This window comes from Nonomuraea sp. NPDC050783 (assembly GCF_040802095.1).
Taxonomy (GTDB): domain Bacteria; phylum Actinomycetota; class Actinomycetes; order Streptosporangiales; family Streptosporangiaceae; genus Nonomuraea.
Window position 1 is genome coordinate 95,111 of the sequence record NZ_JBFAHK010000002.1, and the last position, 18,344, is coordinate 113,454.

Annotated in this window: 18 protein-coding genes and 1 pseudogene; 11 read left to right on the forward strand and 8 right to left on the reverse strand. The window is 73.5% G+C overall.

Annotation, left to right across the window (positions count from 1 at the left end; translation table 11 throughout):
* Positions 1-4: 4 nt before the first annotated feature.
* Positions 5-835 carry a carbohydrate ABC transporter permease gene (locus AB0H75_RS05370; protein WP_367790771.1) on the forward strand — a complete coding sequence of 277 codons (831 nt, stop codon included), beginning with the start codon at positions 5-7 and terminating at the stop codon, positions 833-835.
* A 41-nt stretch (positions 836-876) separates the two neighbouring features.
* Here AB0H75_RS05370 and AB0H75_RS05375 read toward each other — a convergent pair whose 3' ends face one another.
* Positions 877-1,872 (reverse strand): N-acetylglucosamine kinase, encoded by a 996-nt coding sequence (locus tag AB0H75_RS05375; protein WP_367790774.1) that lies wholly within the window; start codon positions 1,870-1,872, stop codon positions 877-879.
* Between the two features lie 79 nt (positions 1,873-1,951).
* Here AB0H75_RS05375 and AB0H75_RS05380 point away from each other — a divergent pair, with 79 nt between their 5' ends.
* The 6 genes and pseudogenes from AB0H75_RS05380 to AB0H75_RS05405 form a co-directional block, all read left to right on the forward strand.
* Positions 1,952-2,821, forward strand: coding sequence for a MurR/RpiR family transcriptional regulator (locus AB0H75_RS05380; protein WP_367790777.1), 870 nt, complete (start codon positions 1,952-1,954; stop codon positions 2,819-2,821).
* Positions 2,822-3,556 (forward strand): sugar isomerase domain-containing protein, encoded by a 735-nt coding sequence (locus tag AB0H75_RS05385; RefSeq protein WP_367790780.1) that lies wholly within the window; start codon positions 2,822-2,824, stop codon positions 3,554-3,556.
* Positions 3,557-3,595: 39 nt separating this feature from the next.
* Positions 3,596-5,008: an N-acetylglucosamine/diacetylchitobiose ABC transporter substrate-binding protein gene (gene ngcE / locus AB0H75_RS05390; protein WP_367790783.1), complete on the forward strand. Its 1,413-nt coding sequence runs from the start codon at positions 3,596-3,598 to the stop codon at positions 5,006-5,008.
* Positions 5,008-5,919, forward strand: coding sequence for a carbohydrate ABC transporter permease (locus tag AB0H75_RS05395; protein ID WP_367790786.1), 912 nt, complete (start codon positions 5,008-5,010; stop codon positions 5,917-5,919). The genes ngcE and AB0H75_RS05395 overlap by 1 nt, the downstream gene beginning before the upstream one ends.
* Entirely contained in the window at positions 5,919-6,809 is an 891-nt protein-coding gene (locus AB0H75_RS05400) for a carbohydrate ABC transporter permease (protein ID WP_367790789.1), read from the forward strand. Before AB0H75_RS05395 ends, AB0H75_RS05400 begins: the two co-directional genes overlap by 1 nt.
* Positions 6,810-6,815: 6 nt before the next feature.
* Positions 6,816-6,977 (forward strand): annotated as a pseudogene (locus AB0H75_RS05405) (phosphotransferase); the annotation flags it as partial.
* A 56-nt stretch (positions 6,978-7,033) separates the two neighbouring features.
* Here AB0H75_RS05405 and metE read toward each other — a convergent pair.
* Positions 7,034-9,190 carry a 5-methyltetrahydropteroyltriglutamate--homocysteine S-methyltransferase gene (gene metE / locus AB0H75_RS05410; RefSeq protein ID WP_367790792.1) on the reverse strand — a complete coding sequence of 719 codons (2,157 nt, stop codon included), beginning with the start codon at positions 9,188-9,190 and terminating at the stop codon, positions 7,034-7,036.
* Positions 9,191-9,268: 78 nt separating this feature from the next.
* On the opposite strand from metE, the gene AB0H75_RS05415 reads away from it, so the two are divergent.
* Positions 9,269-10,117 carry a LysR family transcriptional regulator gene (locus AB0H75_RS05415; RefSeq protein WP_367790794.1) on the forward strand — a complete coding sequence of 283 codons (849 nt, stop codon included), beginning with the start codon at positions 9,269-9,271 and terminating at the stop codon, positions 10,115-10,117.
* 46 nt (positions 10,118-10,163) lie between these two features.
* Here the strand turns inward: AB0H75_RS05415 and AB0H75_RS05420 are convergent, their stop codons facing one another.
* Both AB0H75_RS05420 and AB0H75_RS05425 read right to left on the reverse strand, forming a co-directional pair.
* Positions 10,164-10,844: a DNA alkylation repair protein gene (locus AB0H75_RS05420; RefSeq protein ID WP_367790797.1), complete on the reverse strand. Its 681-nt coding sequence runs from the start codon at positions 10,842-10,844 to the stop codon at positions 10,164-10,166.
* On the reverse strand, positions 10,841-11,509 hold the full coding sequence (locus AB0H75_RS05425; RefSeq protein ID WP_367790800.1) for a TetR/AcrR family transcriptional regulator: 669 nt from the start codon (positions 11,507-11,509) through the stop codon (positions 10,841-10,843). The genes AB0H75_RS05420 and AB0H75_RS05425 overlap by 4 nt, the downstream gene beginning before the upstream one ends.
* 97 nt (positions 11,510-11,606) lie before the next feature.
* Here AB0H75_RS05425 and AB0H75_RS05430 point away from each other — a divergent pair, with 97 nt between their 5' ends.
* Genes AB0H75_RS05430 through AB0H75_RS05440 form a run of 3 tightly spaced genes read left to right on the forward strand, consistent with a single transcriptional unit; the run spans position 11,607 to position 15,052 of the window.
* Positions 11,607-12,800 (forward strand): acetyl-CoA C-acetyltransferase, encoded by a 1,194-nt coding sequence (locus tag AB0H75_RS05430; RefSeq protein ID WP_367790803.1) that lies wholly within the window; start codon positions 11,607-11,609, stop codon positions 12,798-12,800.
* 26 nt (positions 12,801-12,826) lie between these two features.
* Complete coding sequence (locus AB0H75_RS05435) at positions 12,827-14,377, forward strand: glycoside hydrolase family 3 protein (RefSeq protein ID WP_367790806.1); 1,551 nt, start codon at positions 12,827-12,829, stop codon at positions 14,375-14,377.
* A gap of 3 nt (positions 14,378-14,380) precedes the next feature.
* Positions 14,381-15,052 carry a pentapeptide repeat-containing protein gene (locus tag AB0H75_RS05440; protein WP_367790809.1) on the forward strand — a complete coding sequence of 224 codons (672 nt, stop codon included), beginning with the start codon at positions 14,381-14,383 and terminating at the stop codon, positions 15,050-15,052.
* Here the strand turns inward: AB0H75_RS05440 and AB0H75_RS05445 are convergent.
* The 4 genes from AB0H75_RS05445 to AB0H75_RS05460 are packed head-to-tail and all read right to left on the reverse strand — an operon-like array spanning position 15,039 to position 18,317.
* The gene (locus AB0H75_RS05445; RefSeq protein ID WP_367790812.1) at positions 15,039-16,067 is read right to left on the reverse strand and encodes an NAD(P)H-dependent flavin oxidoreductase; all 1,029 of its coding nucleotides are present in this window, start codon (positions 16,065-16,067) and stop codon (positions 15,039-15,041) included. The two genes, AB0H75_RS05440 and AB0H75_RS05445, sit on opposite strands and share 14 nt — an antisense overlap.
* A complete protein-coding gene (locus tag AB0H75_RS05450; protein WP_367790815.1) occupies positions 16,064-16,783 on the reverse strand; it encodes a CoA-transferase subunit beta in 720 nt (239 codons plus the stop codon). The genes AB0H75_RS05445 and AB0H75_RS05450 overlap by 4 nt, the downstream gene beginning before the upstream one ends.
* A gap of 26 nt (positions 16,784-16,809) precedes the next feature.
* A complete protein-coding gene (locus AB0H75_RS05455; RefSeq protein WP_367792339.1) occupies positions 16,810-17,577 on the reverse strand; it encodes a CoA transferase subunit A in 768 nt (255 codons plus the stop codon).
* Between the two features lie 11 nt (positions 17,578-17,588).
* On the reverse strand, positions 17,589-18,317 hold the full coding sequence (locus AB0H75_RS05460) for an enoyl-CoA hydratase family protein (RefSeq protein ID WP_367790818.1): 729 nt from the start codon (positions 18,315-18,317) through the stop codon (positions 17,589-17,591).
* Between the last annotated feature and the right edge of the window lie 27 nt (positions 18,318-18,344).

Sequence of the window (18,344 nt, forward strand, 5' to 3'; positions counted from 1 at the left end):
ACCAATGGGACGGCCGGTGCGGCGGCTGCTGCTCAACGCGGCGGCGCTCGCCGTGCTCGTGACGACGATCTTCCCGGTCTACTGGATGTTCCTGACCGCGTTCAAGCCGACCAGGGACATCCAGGCGGCCACCCCGTCGTTCTGGCCGGAGCACCCGACGCTGGAGCACTTCGTGACCGCCGTCAACGCGCCGGGCTTCTGGACCTACTGGCGCAACAGCCTCGTGGTGACCGTCGCGGCGGTGGCGCTCGCGCTGGTCGTGGCGCTGCTGGCGGCGTTCGCGGTGGCCAGGATGCGGTGGCGGGGGCGGGCGGGGTTCGTGGTCGCGGTGTTCGCCGCGCAGATGGCGCCGTGGGAGGCGCTGCTGGTGCCGGTGTTCATCATCGCCAGGGACAGCGACCTGCTGGACTCGCTGGCCATGCTGACCGGCGTCTACTTCATGATCACGCTGCCGTTCACGATCGTGACGCTGCGCGGGTTCCTGGCCGCGATCCCGCTGGAGCTGGAGGAGGCGGCGCAGGTGGACGGCTGCTCGCGGCCGGCGGCCTTCCGGCGGGTGGTGTTCCCGCTGCTGGCGCCGGGGCTCATGGCGACCTCGCTGTTCGGGTTCATCACGGCCTGGAACGAGTTCGCCTTCGTCAACGTGCTCATCATCAAGGACCAGGACAAGCGCACGCTGCCGGTGTGGCTGTCGTCGTTCCGCGACGTCTTCGGCACCGACTGGGGGGCCACGATGGCGGCGGCCAGCCTGTTCGCGCTGCCCGCGCTGCTGCTCTTCCTGTTCCTGCAGCGCCGGGTGGGCACCGGGATGACGGCGGGAGCGGTCAAGGGGTGACGCCGGCGGGAGCGGCCAAGGGGTGACGCCGGCGGGAGCGGTCAGGAGGTGGCCTCGCCGGCGGTGACGAACGTGCCGTGCCGCGCCCTCGCCACCTCCTCGGGGAGCACGGAGCGGGCCGCCAGCCAGGCCGCCGCGCCCGCCGCGTCGCGGGCCGTCATGACGGCCGTGCCGGCGGGCAGGCGGGCGGTCACGGCGCGGCGCACTGGGCCGTCGCTGGTCAGCACGCTGCCGGCGAGCACCACCGGGCCGGAGGTGTAGACGCGGCCCAGGGTGGCGGCCAGCCGGTCGGCGGCCTCGGCGACGATCTTCTCCGCCGCCGGGTCGCCCGCCGTCGCGGCCCTGCCGACCAGCGGGGACAGGGCCGCCAGCCGCATGTGGTCGGCTTGCGCCAGCCGCACGATGCGCGAGGCGACCGCGCGCGGCGTGCCGGGCCGCTCGTCGCCCAGGAAGCTCCGGCCCACCAGCGCCACCAGCCCGTCGGCGGGCTCGTCGAGCGCCGTGACCGGCAGGCCGCGGTCGAAGGCGTCCACCACGGCCATCGCCGCCGCGCGCCCGATCCAGAACCCGGAGCCCGCGTCGGCCAGCAGCCAGCCCAGCGCGTCGGCGACCGCGTCGAGCCGCAGGCCGGCGATCCTGGCCGCCGCCGCGCCCGTGCCGGACAGCAGCAGCGCCCCGTCGGGCTCGGCCGATCCGGCGGCGTAGGCGATGAGCAGGTCGCCCTCGCAACGCGGCCCCTCGGCGATGCCGTGCTCGGCCCAGACCTTCGCCAGCTCCGGCTCCGTCTCGGCGGCCAGGCCGGCCACCCCCGCCAGCGACGCCACGACCCGCGTGCCGTCGTGACCGGTCAGCGCGGCGGCGAGGGCCTGCCGCACGGCCGCGACGGCCTTGGCCAGCCCGTGCGCGGTGGGGTTGCCCGCCCCGGCCCGCGCGTAGCCCACCCGCGTGCCGTCGAGCGTGTGGACGGCCACCCGTGTCGAGGTGGCGCCGGCGTCGACGCCGATCACCAGTGATCCGGTCGCCAGCGATTTCGTCACGGTCCGAGTCTGGGGGTTGACTCCGTCCGAAAGCAAGAATAATTTTCGCCGCAAGACCGGGTATTCGGAAGGAATATTCGTGACTTCAGGAGCGCTCGGGCGCGTCGAGACGGAACTACCCGGTTTGCCGGAGGCGTTGCGCAGGGTCGGCGAGGTGATCCTCGGCGACCCCGCCGAGGCCGCGCGGTCGACCATCATCGCGCTGGCCGAGCGGGCCGGCAGCTCGCCCGCGACCGTCACCAGGTTCTGCCGCGCCTTCGGCTTCTCCGGCTACGCCGAGCTGCGCGTCGCGCTGGCCACCGAGACCGGCCGCGCCGCCCAGGCGGGCTGGGGCGCGGGCGTGGGCCACGAGATCGGTCCCGAGGACCCGCTCGACACCGCCATCGAGGTGATGGCCGCCGCCGACACCCGGCTCATCGCCGACACCGCCGCCCAGCTCGACCTCGACGTGGTCGCCCGGGTCGCCGACGCCGTCGTGGCCGCCTCGCGGGTGCTCCTGGTCGGCGTCTCCACCAGCGGGGACGTCGCCACCATGCTGGAGGGGCGGCTGCGCCGCATCGGCATCCCCGGCTGGAGCGCCGGTGACGCCCACGTGGCCCTGTCGGAGGCGGCGCTGCTCAAGGAGGGCGACGTGGCCATCGGCATCAGCCACCGGGGCCGCACCCGCGAGGTCATGGAGGCGCTGGCCGAGGCCGGCAGCCACGGCGCGCTGACGGTCGCGGTGACCTCCTTCCCGCGCAGCCCGCTGGCCGAGCTGGCCGACCTGGTGCTGACCACCGCCAGCAGGGAGACGACGTTCCGGCTGGGCGGGCTGGCCGCCGTCCACTCGCAGGTCTTCGTGCTGGACGCCGTGTACGTGGCGGTCGCCCAGCGCACCTACGAGCGCACGAACGAGGCGTTCGAGCGCACGATCAGCGCCGTGGAGAGCCACCGGGTGGAGAGAGGCTGAATGTCGTACGTGAACGAGGTCCTGGAGCTGGCCCGCCGGGTGGCCGAGAGCCAGGCCGGGCCGGTCCGGCGGGCCGCCGCGCTGGTGGTGGCCTCGCTCAGGGCCGGAGGGGTGGTCAACGCCTTCGGCTCGGGCCACTCCGAGGCCATCGCCATGGAGATCGCCGGGCGGGCCGGCGGGCTGGTCCCGAGCAACCGCCTGTCGCCGCGCGACCTGGTCCTGTACGGCGGCCGCCCGCCGAGCGTGCTCACCCCCGAGTTGGAGCGGGACCCGGCCGTCGCGCACGAGGTCTACGCGCTCGCGCCGGTCGAGCCGCAGGACGTGTTCGTGCTGATCTCCAGCTCCGGCGTCAACGGCGCGGTCGTCGAGCTGGCCGGGCTCGTCAAGGAGCGCGGCCATCCGCTCGTCGCGCTGACCTCGGTCGGGCACAGCACCCGGATGGCCTCGCGCCACCCGTCGGGGGCCAAGCTCATGGACCTGGCCGACGTCGTGCTGGACAACGGCGCGCCGTACGGGGACGCGATCCTCGACCTGCCCGGCGGCGGCAGCTACGGTGCGGTCTCCACGATCACCTCGGCGCTGCTGGCGCAGATGGTGGTCACCGAGGCGGTGGACGAGCTCGTGGCCCTGGGGGAGACCCCGCCCGTCTACCTGTCGGTCAACGTGACCGGCGGCGACGAGCACAACCAGGCGCTGGAGAGCCGCTACCAGGGGCGTATCCGCCGCGGATCATGACAACAATCCGCAGATCATGAAAAGTCAGGAGTAGTCGTTATGCCTACCACCCCCCATATCAGCAGGCGTGAACTCCTCCGCGGCGCGGCCCTCGTGCCCGTGGCCGGCGCGCTCGCCGCGTGCGCCACCCCCGCCGCCCGGCCCGGCGCGTCCGGCTCGGCGGCGCCGGTCGCCACCAGCGCCGCCAACCCGTTCGGCGTGGACGGCAAGAAGCCGCTGGAGGTGTGGATCTTCGACGGCGGCTTCGGCCAGGACTACGCCAAGAACATCCACGAGCCGCTGTTCAAGAGCAAGTACTCCGGCGTCGAGATCAAGCACAACGCCACCAAGGAGATCACCAAGGTCCTCCAGCCCCGCTTCGCCGGCGGCAACCCGCCCGAGGTGATCGACAACTCCGGCGCCAACTTCATGGACTTCGGCGCCCTCTCCCAGGACGGCCAGCTCCAGGACCTGACCCCGCTGCTCGACGCGCCGAGCTGGGACGACCCCAACGTCAAGGTCAGGGACACCATCGACCCGTCGGTGGTGGAGATCGGCACCTACGACGGCAAGTTCAGCGTCCTCGGCTACGTCAACTACATCCACGGCATCTGGTACTCGCAGAAGGTCTTCCGCGACAACGGCTGGCAGGTCCCCAAGACCTGGGACGACTTCCTCAAGCTCTGCGAGACGATCAAGAAGTCCGGCAAGATGGCCCCCTTCACCTACGCCGGCAAGTTCCCCCAGTACCTCTACGAGCCGCTGCTCACGATGGCCGCCAAGATCGGCGGCAACGAGGTGCTGGTCAACATCGACAACCTGGAGGACGGCGCCTGGACCGCCGAGCCGGTGAAGACCGCCGCCGCGGCCTGGGCCGAGGTCGGCGCCAAGTACCTCATGGAGGGCACCACCGGCCTGGACCACGTGCAGACCCAGACCGCCCAGAACAAGTACAAGGTCGCCATGCTGCCCTCCGGCTCCTGGCTGGAGAACGAGCAGAAGACCACCACCCCGCCCGACTTCGCGTACGGCATGTTCCCCATCCCCGACGTCACCGGCTCCGACAAGCTGCCGTACGGCACCCTGCACACCCAGCCGGGCGAGAACTTCATCGTCTCCGCCAAGAGCCCCAACCCGCAGGCCGGCATGGAGTACCTGCGGGCCATGCTGTCGAAGAAGGCGGCCGGCGAGTTCAGCCAGCTCGTCCGCACCCTGACCGTCGTCAAGGGCGCCACCGAGGGCCGCGACATCTCCCCGGGCGTCACCAGCGCGAGCCAGGCCGTCACCGCGGCCGGCGCCAACGCCGTCTACTACCGCTGGAACAACTGGTACGGCCCGCTCAAGGACGAGGCCATCGCCGCCACCGGCCAGCTCATGTCCGGCAACCTCACCGCCGACCAGTACCTCGAACGCATCCAGAAGAAGGCCGACGAGATCAAGAACGACTCCTCGATCAAGAAGTACAAGCGCTGATGCTCTTCAACAGGTATCGCCGCGGGCTGTTCATCGCCTCGTTCCTGGCAGCCCCGGTGGTTCTCTACCTGGTCTACGTCATCGCCCCGTACGCCCAGGCGTTCTACATCGCGACGACCGACTGGCGCGGCGTGACGGCCACGCCCGCCTTCATCGGCCTGGACAACTTCGTCCGGCTCTTCGGCGACGGCATCTTCTGGAAGGCCGTCACCCACAACCTGGCGCTGCTTGTGCTGCTGCCGCTGATCACGATCGTGCTCGCGCTGCTGTTCGCCTTCCTGCTCAACGTGGGCGGCGCGCACGGCGTGAGCGGGGTACGCGGGTCCAGGTTCTACCGGGTGGTGTTCTTCTTCCCGCAGGTCCTGGCCGTCACCGTGGTGGCGGTGCTGTTCCAGCAGGTGTTCCGGCCGGACGGCAGCGGCATGCTCAACGGGCCGCTCATGGCGCTGGGCATCAGGCCGGTCGGGTTCCTGTCGGACCCGGGCGTGGCGTTCTGGTCGGTGCTCGGCGTGCTGGTGTGGCAGGCGGTCGGCTTCTACGTGGTGCTGTTCTCGGCGGGCCTGGCGGGCATCCCGCGCGACATGTTCGAGGCCGCCCAGATCGACGGCGCCGGCCGGCTCAGCCTCTTCTTCCGCATCACGCTCCCGCTGCTCTGGGACACCGTGCAGGTCGCCTGGGTCTACCTCGGCATCCTCGCGCTGGACGTGTTCGCGATCGTGTGGGTGATGACCGACCAGCACGGCGGCCCCGACTTCTCGACCACGGTCATGGCCGCCGAGATCTACCGCAACGCCTTCCAGTACTTCCGCTTCGGCTACGCCTCCGCCCTCGGCGTCGTCATGTTCTTCTTCACCGTCGGTTTCGCCATCCTGTCGCTGCGCGTGTCGCGGCGCGAACGAATCGAGTACTGATGGACTCCCGCACAACGGCCCGCCGGGAGCGCCGCCGGCGGCTCGGCCCGCTCGGCGTGCTCACGCACGTGGCGCTGGCGATCTGGACCCTGCTGGTGGTCGTGCCGATCCTGTGGACGTTCCTGGCCTCGGTCAAGAGCGAGGACGAGATCTTCGGCGCGGCCTGGTCGCTGCCCGCCGCGCTGCGCTGGGACAACTTCGGGCGGGCCTGGGAGCAGGCGCACATCGGGCAGTACATGCTCAACAGCGTCGTCGTGGTGGCGTTCAGCACGTTCGGGACGATGCTCATCGGGTCGATGGCGGCGTACGTGCTGGCCCGCTACCCCTTTCGCGGCAACCGGGCCGTCTACCTGCTGTTCGTCTCGGGCCTGGCCTTCCCCGTCTACCTGGCGCTGACCCCGCTGTTCTTCGTCGTCCAGAACATGGGGAACCTGCCGGTCGTCGGCCCCCTCATCGGGCTCGACACGCACGCCGGGCTGGTGCTGGTCTACATCGCGTACTCGATGCCGTTCACCGTCTTCTTCCTGTCGGCCTTCTTCCGCACGCTGCCGACGGCGGTGGGGGAGGCCGCCATGGTGGACGGGGCCTCGCACACGCGGGTGTTCTTCCAGATCATGCTGCCGATGGCGCGGCCCGGCATCGTCAGCATCACGATCTTCAACGTGCTCGGCCAGTGGAACCAGTACCAGCTCCCGCTGGTGCTGCTGCAGGACCGGAACAAGTGGGTGCTGCCGCAGGGCATCGCCGACATCTCCACCGCCGCCGGCTACGACCAGGACTGGTCGGCCCTGTTCGCGGCCCTGACGCTGGCCATCCTGCCGATGCTGGTCGTCTACACGGTCTTCCAGCGCCAGATCCAGGCCGGGCTGACGGCCGGAGCGGTCAAATAGCCCCATATGGAGGCCGCCCGCCTGGCGGTCGCCGGCGAGCCGCTCAACGAGCACCCGGCGAGCGGCGCGGTGACCGGCGTCATCGGCTGGAGCGACGCCGCCGTCACCGACCCGGCCCACGACTTCGCCCGCCTCCTGCGCGACCTCGGCCCCGACGTCCTCGACCTGGTCGTCGCCCACTACGCCTTCCCGCTGGACCGCGACGACCGTGAGCGCATCCGCTTCTACGGCCTGGGCAGCTCGGCACGCAGCCGGCGGGCGGCCGTGACCACGTTGGCCAGCGCCGCCTCTACCTGCTCGTACGTACGCGTCTTCAGCCCGCAGTCCGGGTTGACCCAGACCCGCCCGGCCGGCAGCGCCCGCAGCGCCCGCCGCAGCAGCTCCTCGACCTCCTCCGCCGAGGGCACCCGCGGCGAGTGGATGTCGTAGACGCCCGGCCCGAGCCCGCGCCCGAACCCCGCCACCGCCCCCAGGATGCGCGCCCCCGAGCGGGCCGACTCGATGGTGGTCACGTCGGCGTCCAGCCCGTCGATCGCGGCCAGGATCTGGTCGGCGTCCGAGTAGCACAGGTGCGTGTGGATCTGCGTGCGGTCCCCGGCCCCCGAGGTGGCCCGCCGGTAGGCCGCCACCGCCCACTCCAGGTACTCCTCCTGCGCCGCCCGCCGCAGCGGCAGCAGCTCGCGCAGCGCCGGCTCGTCCACCTGGACGATCGGCACCCCGGCGGCCTCCAGGTCGGCCACTTCCGCCCTGACGGCCTCCGCGACCTGGAACACCACGTCTCGCAGCGGCAGGTCGTCGCGGCGGAACGACCAGGCCACGATCGTCACCGGTCCGGTCAGCATGCCCTTGACCGGCTTGTCCGTCAGCGAGCGCGCGTAGGAGGCCCACCGCACCGTGATCGGCTCCGGCCGGCGCACGTCGCCGTGCAGGATCGGCGGGCGGGTGCAGCGCGAGCCGTACGACTGGACCCAGCCGTTCCTGGTGACCGCGAAGCCGTCGAGGTGCTCGGCAAAGTACTGCACCATGTCGTTGCGCTCGGGCTCGCCGTGGACGAGGACGTCCAGGCCGAGCCGCTCCTGCAACCGGATCACCCGCTCGATCTCGGCCTCGACGCGCCGGTCGTACTCCTCGGGGGCCAGCGTCCCGGCCGCCACGGCCGCCCGCGCCGCGCGCAGCTCGCCGGTCTGCGGGAACGAGCCGATCGTGGTGGTCGGCAGCGGCGGCAGGCCGAGGTGGGCGGCCTGCGCCGCGGCCCGCACCGGGTACGGGGAGCGGCCCTCGGCCGGCACCGGCCCCGGCAGCGCCACCGACGGCGCCGCCGGGGCGCTCGCGGGAAGCCCGCCCCCGGCCAGGGCGCCGGCCAGCGCCACCACCTCGGCCACCTTCTGCTCGGCGAAGGCCAGCCGCGCCCGCAGCGCCGGGTCCAGCTCCGGCTCGGCGTCCACGTCGTAGGGCACGTGCAGCAGCGAGCACGACGTGCTCACCGCCACCCGGTCCGCCCGGATCGCCGCCAGCGTGGCGAGCGCCCGCTCCGGCGGGGTGCGCCACACGTCCCGCCCGGACACCACGCCCGCGACCACCGTCTTGCCCGTCAGGTCGGCGGCGGGCAGGCCGCCGCGCACCAGGTCCAGGCCGATCGCCTCCACCGGCGTGGCGGCCAGCACCGGCAGCGCCTCGCCGAGGTCGCCGAAGTACGACGCCACGAACAGCCCGGGCCGTGCCCGCGCCCCGCCCAGCCGGTCGTAGGCGGCGCGCACCGCGGCCAGCTCCTCCGGCGTCCGGTCGGCCACCAGCGCGGGCTCGTCGAGCTGCACCCAGGCCACGCCCTCGGCGGCCAGCTCGCCCAGCAGCTCCTCGTAGCAGCCGAGCACGTCGTCCAGCCGGTCGAGGGCCGAGGCCAGCAGCAGGAACGTCACCGGGCCGAGGAGCACCGGGCGGGTGTCGTACCCGAGCGCCCGCGCCTCCCGCACCTCGCCGAGCGGCTTGGCGGCGTCCAGCTTGAACACCGTGTCCGGGCCGATCTCCGGGACGAGGTGGTGGTAGTTCGTGTCGAACCACTTCGTCATCCGCAGCGGCGCCAGCCCCTGGGTGCCCCGGGCCATCGCGAAGTAGGGGTCGGCGGCCTCCCGGTAGCGCTCCGGCACCGCGCCCAGCAGCACCGCCGTGTCGAGCACGTGGTCGTAGAGGGAGAACGTGTTCGACGGCAGGCCCTCCAGCCCCAGCTCGGCCAGCCGGCGCCAGGTCCGCGCCCGCAGCCCGGCCCCGGCCCGCTCCAGCTCGGCCCGCGTCGAGCGCCCGTCCCAGTACGACTCCAGCGCCCGCTTCAGCTCCCGCCGCGGCCCGATCCGCGGATACCCCAGCACGGTGGATGCGGGAAACATCTCATCGACTCCTGTCAGGTGGACGACTGATCGGCTGTGATCATGCCGACGGGCGGCGGAGTCGTGCACCATGGATCGATGCTGCTTATGCTCAGGGAGATCCACTGCTTCACGCGGGTCGCCGCCCGGCTGAGCTTCTCGGCCGCCGCCGCCGACCTGGGCATGTCGCAGCCCGCCATGAGCCAGGCCATCACCCGGCTCGAACGCGCCACCGGGCTCCGGCTCTTCGAGCGCACCGCCCGCGAGGTGCGGCTCACCGCCGAGGGCAAGGCCCTGCTGCCCTACGCCGAGCAGGCGCTGGAGTCGGCCGCCGCCTTCACCGCCGAAGCGGCCCGGCTCGCCCGCCCGACCATTCACCTCGCTTATCCACCGCTCGTGGGCACGCTCGCCGCCCGCGTCGTGCGCCGCCTGGCCGGCCGCAGCCCGTCGATCGGGGTGGAGCTGCGCGCCGCCGGGCGCGGGGAGGCCGCGCGGGCGCTGGCCGCGGGCGAGGTCTCGGCGGCCATCCTCGCCACCCCCGCCCCGGCCGCCTTCGTCACCGCCGCCCGCTTCCACGTCACCGTGGACCACCTGGCCGTCCCCGCCGGTCACCGCCTCGCCGCCCGCGCCCGGCTGGCCCCGGACGACCTGGCCGGACAGGTGCTGCTCACCCCGTACGGCCGCCCGTGGGCCGGGCTGCCGGGCCGCTCGCGGCTGGTCCCCGACGACGACTTCGCCGCCGCCCTCGACCAGGTCGCCGCCGGCGCCGGCCTGCTGCCGATCCCGCAGCTCCTGGTCCGGGCCGTGCGCCGGGAGGACGTGCGGTTCGTGCCGCTGGAGGCGGGGGAGCTGCGGATCACCTACGCGCTGGCGTGGTCGAGGGAGCGGGTCACGCCCGAGCTGATGGCCCTGGTGCAGGCCGTCCAGGACGCCCTGTGGACGCGGTGAGCCCCAGCCGCCCGCGGTGCCGTGGCCGGGACGTCGTGCTCCGGAGTCAGCTCGCCGGCAGGTTCTTGAGCGCCTCGCGGCGGCTCAGGCCCGAGATGCCCTTGGCCCTGACGTAGCGCAGGACCTCGGCCGGGTTGGTCTTGGCGTACTCGCGTAAGGCCCAGCCGATGGCCTTGCGGGCGAAGAAGTCGTTGTCGGACAGGCTGGGCTCGATGCAGGCGTACAGCAGGGCCGTGTCGGTGCGCTTCTTGAAGCGGTTCTGGCAGAGGATGGCGGTGCGGCGCTTCCACAGGTCGGGGTCGTGCGCCCATTGCAGCACCAGGGGGCGCATCGCGTCGGGGTAGGCGGCCAGGAGTCCGCCGATGCGGTGGGTGGCCAGCTCGTCCACGAGGTCCCACCAGGCGCCGGTGACGATCATCTCCTCGTACATCGGCAGCGTGTAGAGGGACTGGAAGCGCCGGTAGAAGTGGTGACCGGACAGGTCGATGGCGGCGTAGCGCTCCTCGCGGTACTCGGCCTCGCGCCACAGCGCAAGCACGGCCCGCCGCCACTCGGGCGCGCTGTCGATGCGGTGCTCGGCGAAGACGCGCCGCAGCACGGCCCGCCGGGGCACCGCCTGCACGCCCAGGAAGGGCATGTCGGACTTCATGTACGCCCGCATCGTCTCGGCCTTGTCCGGCTCGGCCGCCTCCCGCAGGGCCAGCCGGACCGCCTTGCCCAGGCTCATCCCTGGGGCTGGGTCGTCCGCTCGCCGGTGGCGAGGCCGTCGAACAACACCGTGATGTAGTGCTCGGCCAGGCCGTTGGTGTTGAGCCTGCCGCCCGGGCGGAACCAGCGGACCGCGACCCAGATGGTGTCGCGGATCATGCGGTAGGTCAGCTTGGGATCGACGTCGGCGCGGAACTGCCCGGCCGCCTGGCCGGCCTTGATCTGGGTGACCCAGATCTGCTCGACCTCGTCCTCGGCCTTGACGAGGTAGTTGAAGCGCTCGAACTGCCGCAGGTAGTTCCAGTCGTTCTGCATGACGGTGATGGCGGCACGGTGGGGCTCCAGGGTGCCGAAGCCGATGCGGACCATCTCCGACAGCACCGTGCGGGGGTCGGCGCTGGTGTCGACGGCGGCGCGGTAGCGGGCGATGAGGTCGTCGAGGAAGGTGGACAGCACCTCGTCGACGATCGTCTCCTTGGAGTCGAAGTGGTGGTACAGACTTCCGGAGAGGATGCCCGCCTCGTCGGCGATCTCGCGTACGGTCGTGGCCTGGAAGCCCTTGCGCGCGAAGAGCTCCGCGGCGAGCTTGACGAGGTGGTCACGGCGCTCGGACGCCGCCCCGGAGGCGGCCGCCCGCTGGCGCTTCGCCGGTGTGGTGGTGCCGGAGTTCTTTCGCGTGGTCACGTTCCCATTATGAGCCCTCGCACAATCGCTTGTTCGCGTGACGAGCGCAGCTCATCGGGCGTTCCTTACTCTACCAAGCGCTTGCTACGATACGGGGATGAGCGAGGCGTACATCGTCGGCGCCGTCCGCGCCCCCGTCGGGCGGCGCGGCGGCGGCCTGGCCCGTGTCCACCCCGCCGACCTCGGCGCCCACGTGCTCAGGGCGCTGATGGACGGCGTGGACGCCGACCCCTCGGCCGTCGAGGACGTCATCCTCGGCTGCGTGGACACCGTCGGGCCGCAGGCCGGGGACGTGGCGCGTACCTGCTGGCTGGCGGCCGGGCTGCCCGAGCAGGTGCCCGGCGTCACGGTGGACCGCCAGTGCGGCTCCTCCCAGCAGGCGCTGCACTTCGCCGCCCAGGCCGTGCTGTCGGGCACGAGCGACCTGGTCGTGGCGGGCGGTGTGCAGAGCATGAGCATGGTCCCCATCTCCTCGGCCATGCTCGCCGGGCGGCCGCTCGGGCACCCCGACCCGTTCACCGGCTCGGCGGGCTGGCGCGCGCGGTACGGCACGGGGGAGGTCTCCCAGTTCGCCGGCGCGGAGCGGATCGCCGAGCGCTGGGGCCTGTCGCGGGAGGAGATGGAGCGCTACGCCCACGAGTCGCACCGGCGCGCCCTGCGCGCCATCGACGCCGGGTACTTCCGGCGCGAGATCGTCCCCTGCGCCGGCGTGGCCGACGACGAGGGCCCGCGCCGCGACACCACGCCCGCGAAGATGGCCGCGCTGAGGCCCCTCACCGAGGGCGGCCGGCTGACCGCCGCGCTGGCCTCGCAGCTCTCCGACGGCGCCGCGGCGCTGCTCGTCGCCTCCCCGCGCGCGGTACGCGACCACGGTCTGACCCCGCGTGCCCGCGTCCACCACCTCTCGGCCCGCGGCGACGACCCGATCACCATGCTCACCGCGCCCATCCCGGCCACCGCGCACGCCCTCGGCAGGACCGGCATGTCGATCGACGACTTCGACGCCGTCGAGGTCAACGAGGCGTTCGCGCCGGTCGTGCTGGCCTGGATCAAGGAGACCGGCGCCGACCCGGCCCGGGTCAACCCGAACGGCGGCGCGATCGCGCTCGGCCACCCGCTCGGCGCGACCGGCGCGGTGCTCGCCGTCAAGCTGCTGCACGAGCTGGAGCGGACCGGCGGCAGGTACGGCCTGCAGACGATGTGCGAGGGCGGCGGCCAGGCGAACGTCACCGTCATCGAACGCCTCACCGAGGGCAACGGGCTGACGTCAGAAAACGGCTCTAGAAAATAAGAAACTTTCCTATTAGATTCTGGAGCATGCCACAGAGCGGTGACCTGCTTCGCCTCGCCGACGCCGTGCTCCTCCCCGGATTCGCCGGCCGCACGCCTCCCGACTGGTTGCGCCGCCGGCTCGGGCAGGGGCTGGCGGGCGTGGTGCTCTTCTCGCGCAACATCGAGAGCCCCGAGCAGGTCGCCCGGCTGACCGCCGCGCTGCGCGCCGAGAACCCCGCCGTGCTGGTCGGCACCGACGAGGAGTCCGGCGAGGTCACCCGCCTGGAGGTGGCGAGCGGCAGCAGCCGCCCCGGCGGCTACGCCCTCGGCGTCGTGGACGACCCGGCGCTGACCGAGGCCGTGGCCTGCGACCTCGGCACGGACCTGGCCCGCGCCGGGATCACGATCGACTTCGCCCCGTCCGCCGACGTCAACTCCAACCCGGACAACCCGGTCATCGGGCTGCGGGCCTTCGGCGCGGACCCGGCGCTGGTCGCCCGGCACACCCGGGCGTTCGTGCGCGGGCTCCAGGCGGCCGGCGTGGCGGCCTGCGTCAAGCACTTCCCCGGGCACGGGGACACCTCGGTCGACTCGCACCACGGCGTGCCCGTGGTCGCCGGCGACAGGGTCGAGGAGGCGCTGCTGCCCTTCCGCGAGGCGATCAGGGAGGGCGTCAAGGCGGTCATGACCGGGCACCTGCTCGTGCCGTCGTACGACGCCGAGCTGCCCGCCACGCTCAGCCCCAAGCTCCTCACCGGGCTGCTGCGCGAGGAGCTGGGCTTCGACGGGCTGATCGTCACGGACGGCATCGAGATGGCGGCGGTGACGGCGGCGTACGGGATCGGCGGCGCCTCCGCCCGCGCCATCGCCGCCGGCGCGGACGCGATCTGCGTGGGCGGCGAGCGGGCCGACGAGGCGACCGCCGCCGGGATCCGCGACGCCATCGCCGCCGCCGTGACCGAGGGGCTGCTGCCCGAGGAGCGCCTGGCCGACGCCGCCCGCCGGGTCCGCGAGCTGGCCGCCTGGTCCGCTTCCTCGGGCAGCCCGGCGGCCCTGGACGATCCGCGCGGGCCGGGCGCGCGGGACGCCCGCTCCGGCCCGGCGGCCCCGGACGGTAGCGGCGGGCCGGGTTTCGGCCTCGGGCTGGTCGCCGCGCGGCGGGCGGTGCGCGTCACCCGCCGCTCCACGGCGCCGGTGCTGCCGCTGTCCGGCCCCGCGCGCGTGGTGGAGCTGTCGCCCGAGATGAACCTCGCCATCGACGGCGGCACCCCCTGGGGCGTCGGCGAGCCGCTGGCGCGCCTGCTGCCCGGCACCGAGGTCACCCGCCTGACCGCCGGCGAGACGACCGGCGCGGAGCTGGAGCGCCTGATCGCCGCCGCCACCGGCCGGCCGCTGGTGGTCGTGGTCCGCGACGCGCACCGCCACCCCTGGCAGGGCGAGGCGCTGCGGCACCTGCTGTGCGCCCGCCCGGACGCGGTCGTGGTCGAGATGGGCCTGCCCGCCCGCTCCGACCTCGGCGCGGTGCACATCGCCACGTACGGCTCGGCCCGGGTCTGCGGGCAGGCGGCCGCGGAGGTGCTCACCGGTAGGCTCTAGGCCGTGGAATTCGACGGCGAGGACCTCTCCCACAAGGCGCTGGGCGACCGGCTGCCGCCCGGCGAGACGCACGCCTTCCGGGGCTGCGACCTGACGGAGGCCGACCTGTGGGGCGCCTCGCTGGGCGGGGCCACGTTCGAGGCGTGCGTCCTCGACGGCACCGACTTCCGCAGGGCCGACCTCGACGGGGCGGTGTTCAGGGGCGGGGGCGGGATGCGCACCCGCTTCAACGACGCCGACCTCATCGACGCCTCCTTCACCGACGTGGACCTGTCCTCGGCCCAGTTCGCCGGGGCGCTGCTCACCGACGCCGCCTTCACCGGCTGCCGCATGATCGGCGCCTCGCTGACCGCCTCGCGCGGCACCGGCTTCCGGCTCGCCCGCTCCAACCTGACCCTGGCCAACCTGGGCGGCTGCTCCCTGCGCAAGCAGCTCGTCGAGGGCGTGCGCTTCGACGACGCCGACCTGTCGGGCTGCGACTTCACCGAGGCCACCTTCAGCGACTGCCGGCTCCTCGGCACCCGCCTGCTCGGCACCACCTTCACGAGGGCCGACCTGCGGGGCGCCGACCTCGGGCAGCCCGACGACGCCAAGCTGCGCGCCCTCGCCGGCGCGATCATCAACCAGGCGCAGGCCCACGCCATCCTCGCCGCCCGCGGCATCACGGTCCTGTGAGCCGGGCCAGCGTCCGCGCCGCCTCGGCCATGACGCGCTCCACCAGCTCCCGGCACGACGGCAGGTCGTCGATCACGCCCACCACCTGTCCCGAGGCCATCACCCCGAGATCCACGCGCCCCTCCACCATGGCCGCGCGCAGCAGCACCGGCGTGTTCGCCGCCTGGAGCACCTGCGCCCAGGTCAGCTCCCGGCCGCGGCGCATGCGGCGGCCCTCGCGCAGCAGCGCCGCCCACGACAGCCCCGACAGCCGCTTGAAGCGGGCGCCGTTCAGCACGGCGCGGGCCAGGCGGGAGCGTTCGAGCCCGGCCACGAACGGCGTGGCCAGCACCCGGTGCGGCACCCCGTCCACCTTCGTGGTCACCACGGTCTCCCGCGCGGCCAGGTAGAACTCCTTCACCTCGGCGGGCACCGGCGAGTCGCTGGTGAGCAGGAAGCGGGTGCCCATCGCCACGCCGCAGGCGCCGTAGGCCAGCGCCGCCACCAGGCCGCGCCCGTCGAAGAAGCCGCCGGCCGCGATCACCGGGATGTCCACGGCGTCCACGACCTGGGGGAGCAGCAGGGTGGTGGCGAGCGGGCCGGTGTGGCCGCCGCCCTCGCCGCCCTGCACGATGACGGCGTCCACGCCCCACGCGGCCACCTTCTCGGCGTGCCGCCGGGCGCCCACCGACGGGATCGTGACCACGCCCGCGTCCTTGAGGCGGGCGATCAGGTCCCGCCGGGGCGCCTGGGCGAAGGAGGCCACCCGCACGCCCTCGCGCACCAGCACCTCGACCCGCTCGGCGGCGTCGTCGGCGTCGGCGCGCAGGTTGACGCCGAAGGGCTGGTCGGTGCGCTCCTTGACGCGGCGGATGGCCGCGGTCATCTCGGCGACCGACAGGGTGGCCGCGCCGATCACGCCGAGCGCGCCGGCCTGCGAGGCGGCCGCCGCCAGCCGGGCGCCCGCGACGTAGCCCATGCCGGTCTGCACGATGGGGTGCCGGCAGCCCACCAGGGCCGTCAGGGCGGTCCTCACGCCGGCACCTCGCGCTCGCGGGCCCGCCCGGGGTCGAGCAGGCCGAGGACGCGCCGCTCCTCGGCGGTCGGCTCCCTGGTCACCGGGACCTCGGCGGGCACGACCAGGTCGAAGCCGGTCGCCGCCACCACGTCGGCCACGCTCACCCCCGGGTGCACGGACGCCAGCCGCATCGACCCGTCCGGCGTGCGGAAGTCCAGGACGGCCAGGTTCGTCACGACGCGGCGCAGGTCGAAGGCGCCCCGGTCGGTGCCGAGCCCGCTCACCAGGTCCACCCGGGGCACGAACACCCGCGGGCCGTGCCGGGGGATCCAGTAGCTCACCGGGTCGCACCGGGTGTTGCCGGGCGCGCCGCGCACGCCCAGGAGCTGCGCCTTCGGGCGGGCCCAGTCGCCGATGCAGGAGATGTTGGTGTTGCCGTGCCGGTCGATCTGGCTCGCGCCGAGCATGACGTGCCGCCGCCCGTTCAGCACCAGCCACAGGTGGTCGCGGAACGGCAGCCACCCCTCGACGACCTCGGGGGCCGCGCCCAGGGCGGGCACGTCGCCGGTGAGCAGGCAGGTGCCGTCGTGCGTGAGCAGGTCCGGCTCGAACGTCAGCCGCGCCAGCCGCGCCGCCAGCACCGTGACCGGCCCGCCGATCCCGGCCGCCAGGATCTCGCCGTCGCCGCGGAAGGACTCCGCGCAGGCCACCACGCACACGTCAGCCCTGCTCATCAGCCCGCTCATCGTCAGCCCGCTCATCAGTAGCCCCGCTCATCGGTCCCCGTCTCCGCGTAACGGCGCTGGCGCTCCTCGTCGCGCCCGTAGTCCGGCTCGCAGGAGGTGAAACCGGCCCCGCCGGGCGCCTCCACCACGCCGGCCACCACGGACCGGCTGATCAGCAGCGACTGCACCGGCCCCTCCTTCAGCAGGTCGGCGGTCTCCACCAGGCGCTCGCAGGAGACGTAGCAGCGGTCCGCCGCCTTGGCGTACAGGTCGTCGAGGTACGGGTCCGGCCCCAGGTACTGGGCGTTGCCCCGGGCGTCGGCCCGGTTGAGGTGCACCAGCGCCACGTCCATGGTGAGCGCGGGCACCGCGACCAGCTCCTGCCCGTCCGCGTACGGCGAGCGCACCGTCCGCAGCTCCGGGTTGATCCGCAGCACGTCCGAGCCCAGCCCCGCCCGCGTCGGCAGGAACGGCAGCCGGTGCGCCGCCGCCAGCAGCCCGAACAGGAACATGCCCTCGTCGTACTCGGTGAACGCGATCTCCCCGGCCTGCCGGGCCCGGCGGAAGTGCGGCTCCAGGGGGATGGAGTCGAGCGTGACGAACGGGGCCACCACCCGGCGCACCTTGCCGGCCGCGCACAACATGCCGACGTCCGGCCCGCCGCAGGAGATGACCGTCAGGTCCCGGACGGGGGAGCGCAGGACGGCCGCCACCAGGGCCATCGGCTTGCGCCGCGACCCCCAGCCGCCGATCCCGACGGTCATGCCGCTGTCCAGCGTGGCCGCGACCTCGTCGGCGGTCATCACCTTGCCGGTCACCGGAAGCGCTCCCGGTGCCGGTCTCCCGCGCCCATGAGGGTCAGCTCGAAGGTGAAGCCCTGCTCGAAGCGGTAGCCGCGGTGGACGTCCACCGGGTCGATGCCGTTCAGCGACTCCTTGGCGCGGCGGATGACGTACGGGTCCTTGGCCGCGATCACCCCGGCCACCTCCAGCGCCGCCTCGCGCAGCCCGTCGCGCGGCGCCACCTCCAGCACCGAGCCGAAGGCGTGCAGCTCGGCCGCCGTGACGTTGCGGCAGGTGTAGACCATGGCCCGCACGAGGTGCTGGGGCACCAGCCGGGCCAGGTGCGTGGCGGCGCCGAGCGCGCCCCGGTCCACCTCGGGCAGCCCGAAGTAGGCGTCCTCGGCGGCCACCACGACGTCGGCGTTGCCGGCCAGGCCGACGCCGCCGCCCAGGCAGTGGCCGTGGACGGCGGCGATCACCGGCACCGGGCAGTCGTAGACGGCCGCGAAGGCGGCGTGGCAGGCCCGGTTGACGGCGACCAGCGCCTCGTGGCCCTCGGCGTCCCGCAGCTCCTTGATGTCCACCCCGGCGTTGAAGCCGCGTCCCTCGGCGCGCAGCACGACCACCCGGGTCCCGGGGTCGTCCCCGACCGCCCGCAGGGCCGCTGCCAGCTCCTGCCAGGCCCGTACGGTCAGCGCGTTGACCGGGGGCACGTCCATGACGACCTCGGCGACCGGCCCGGCTCGCAGCGTGATCCCCATCCCGCCGCCCCACCTCCTGGTTGCACC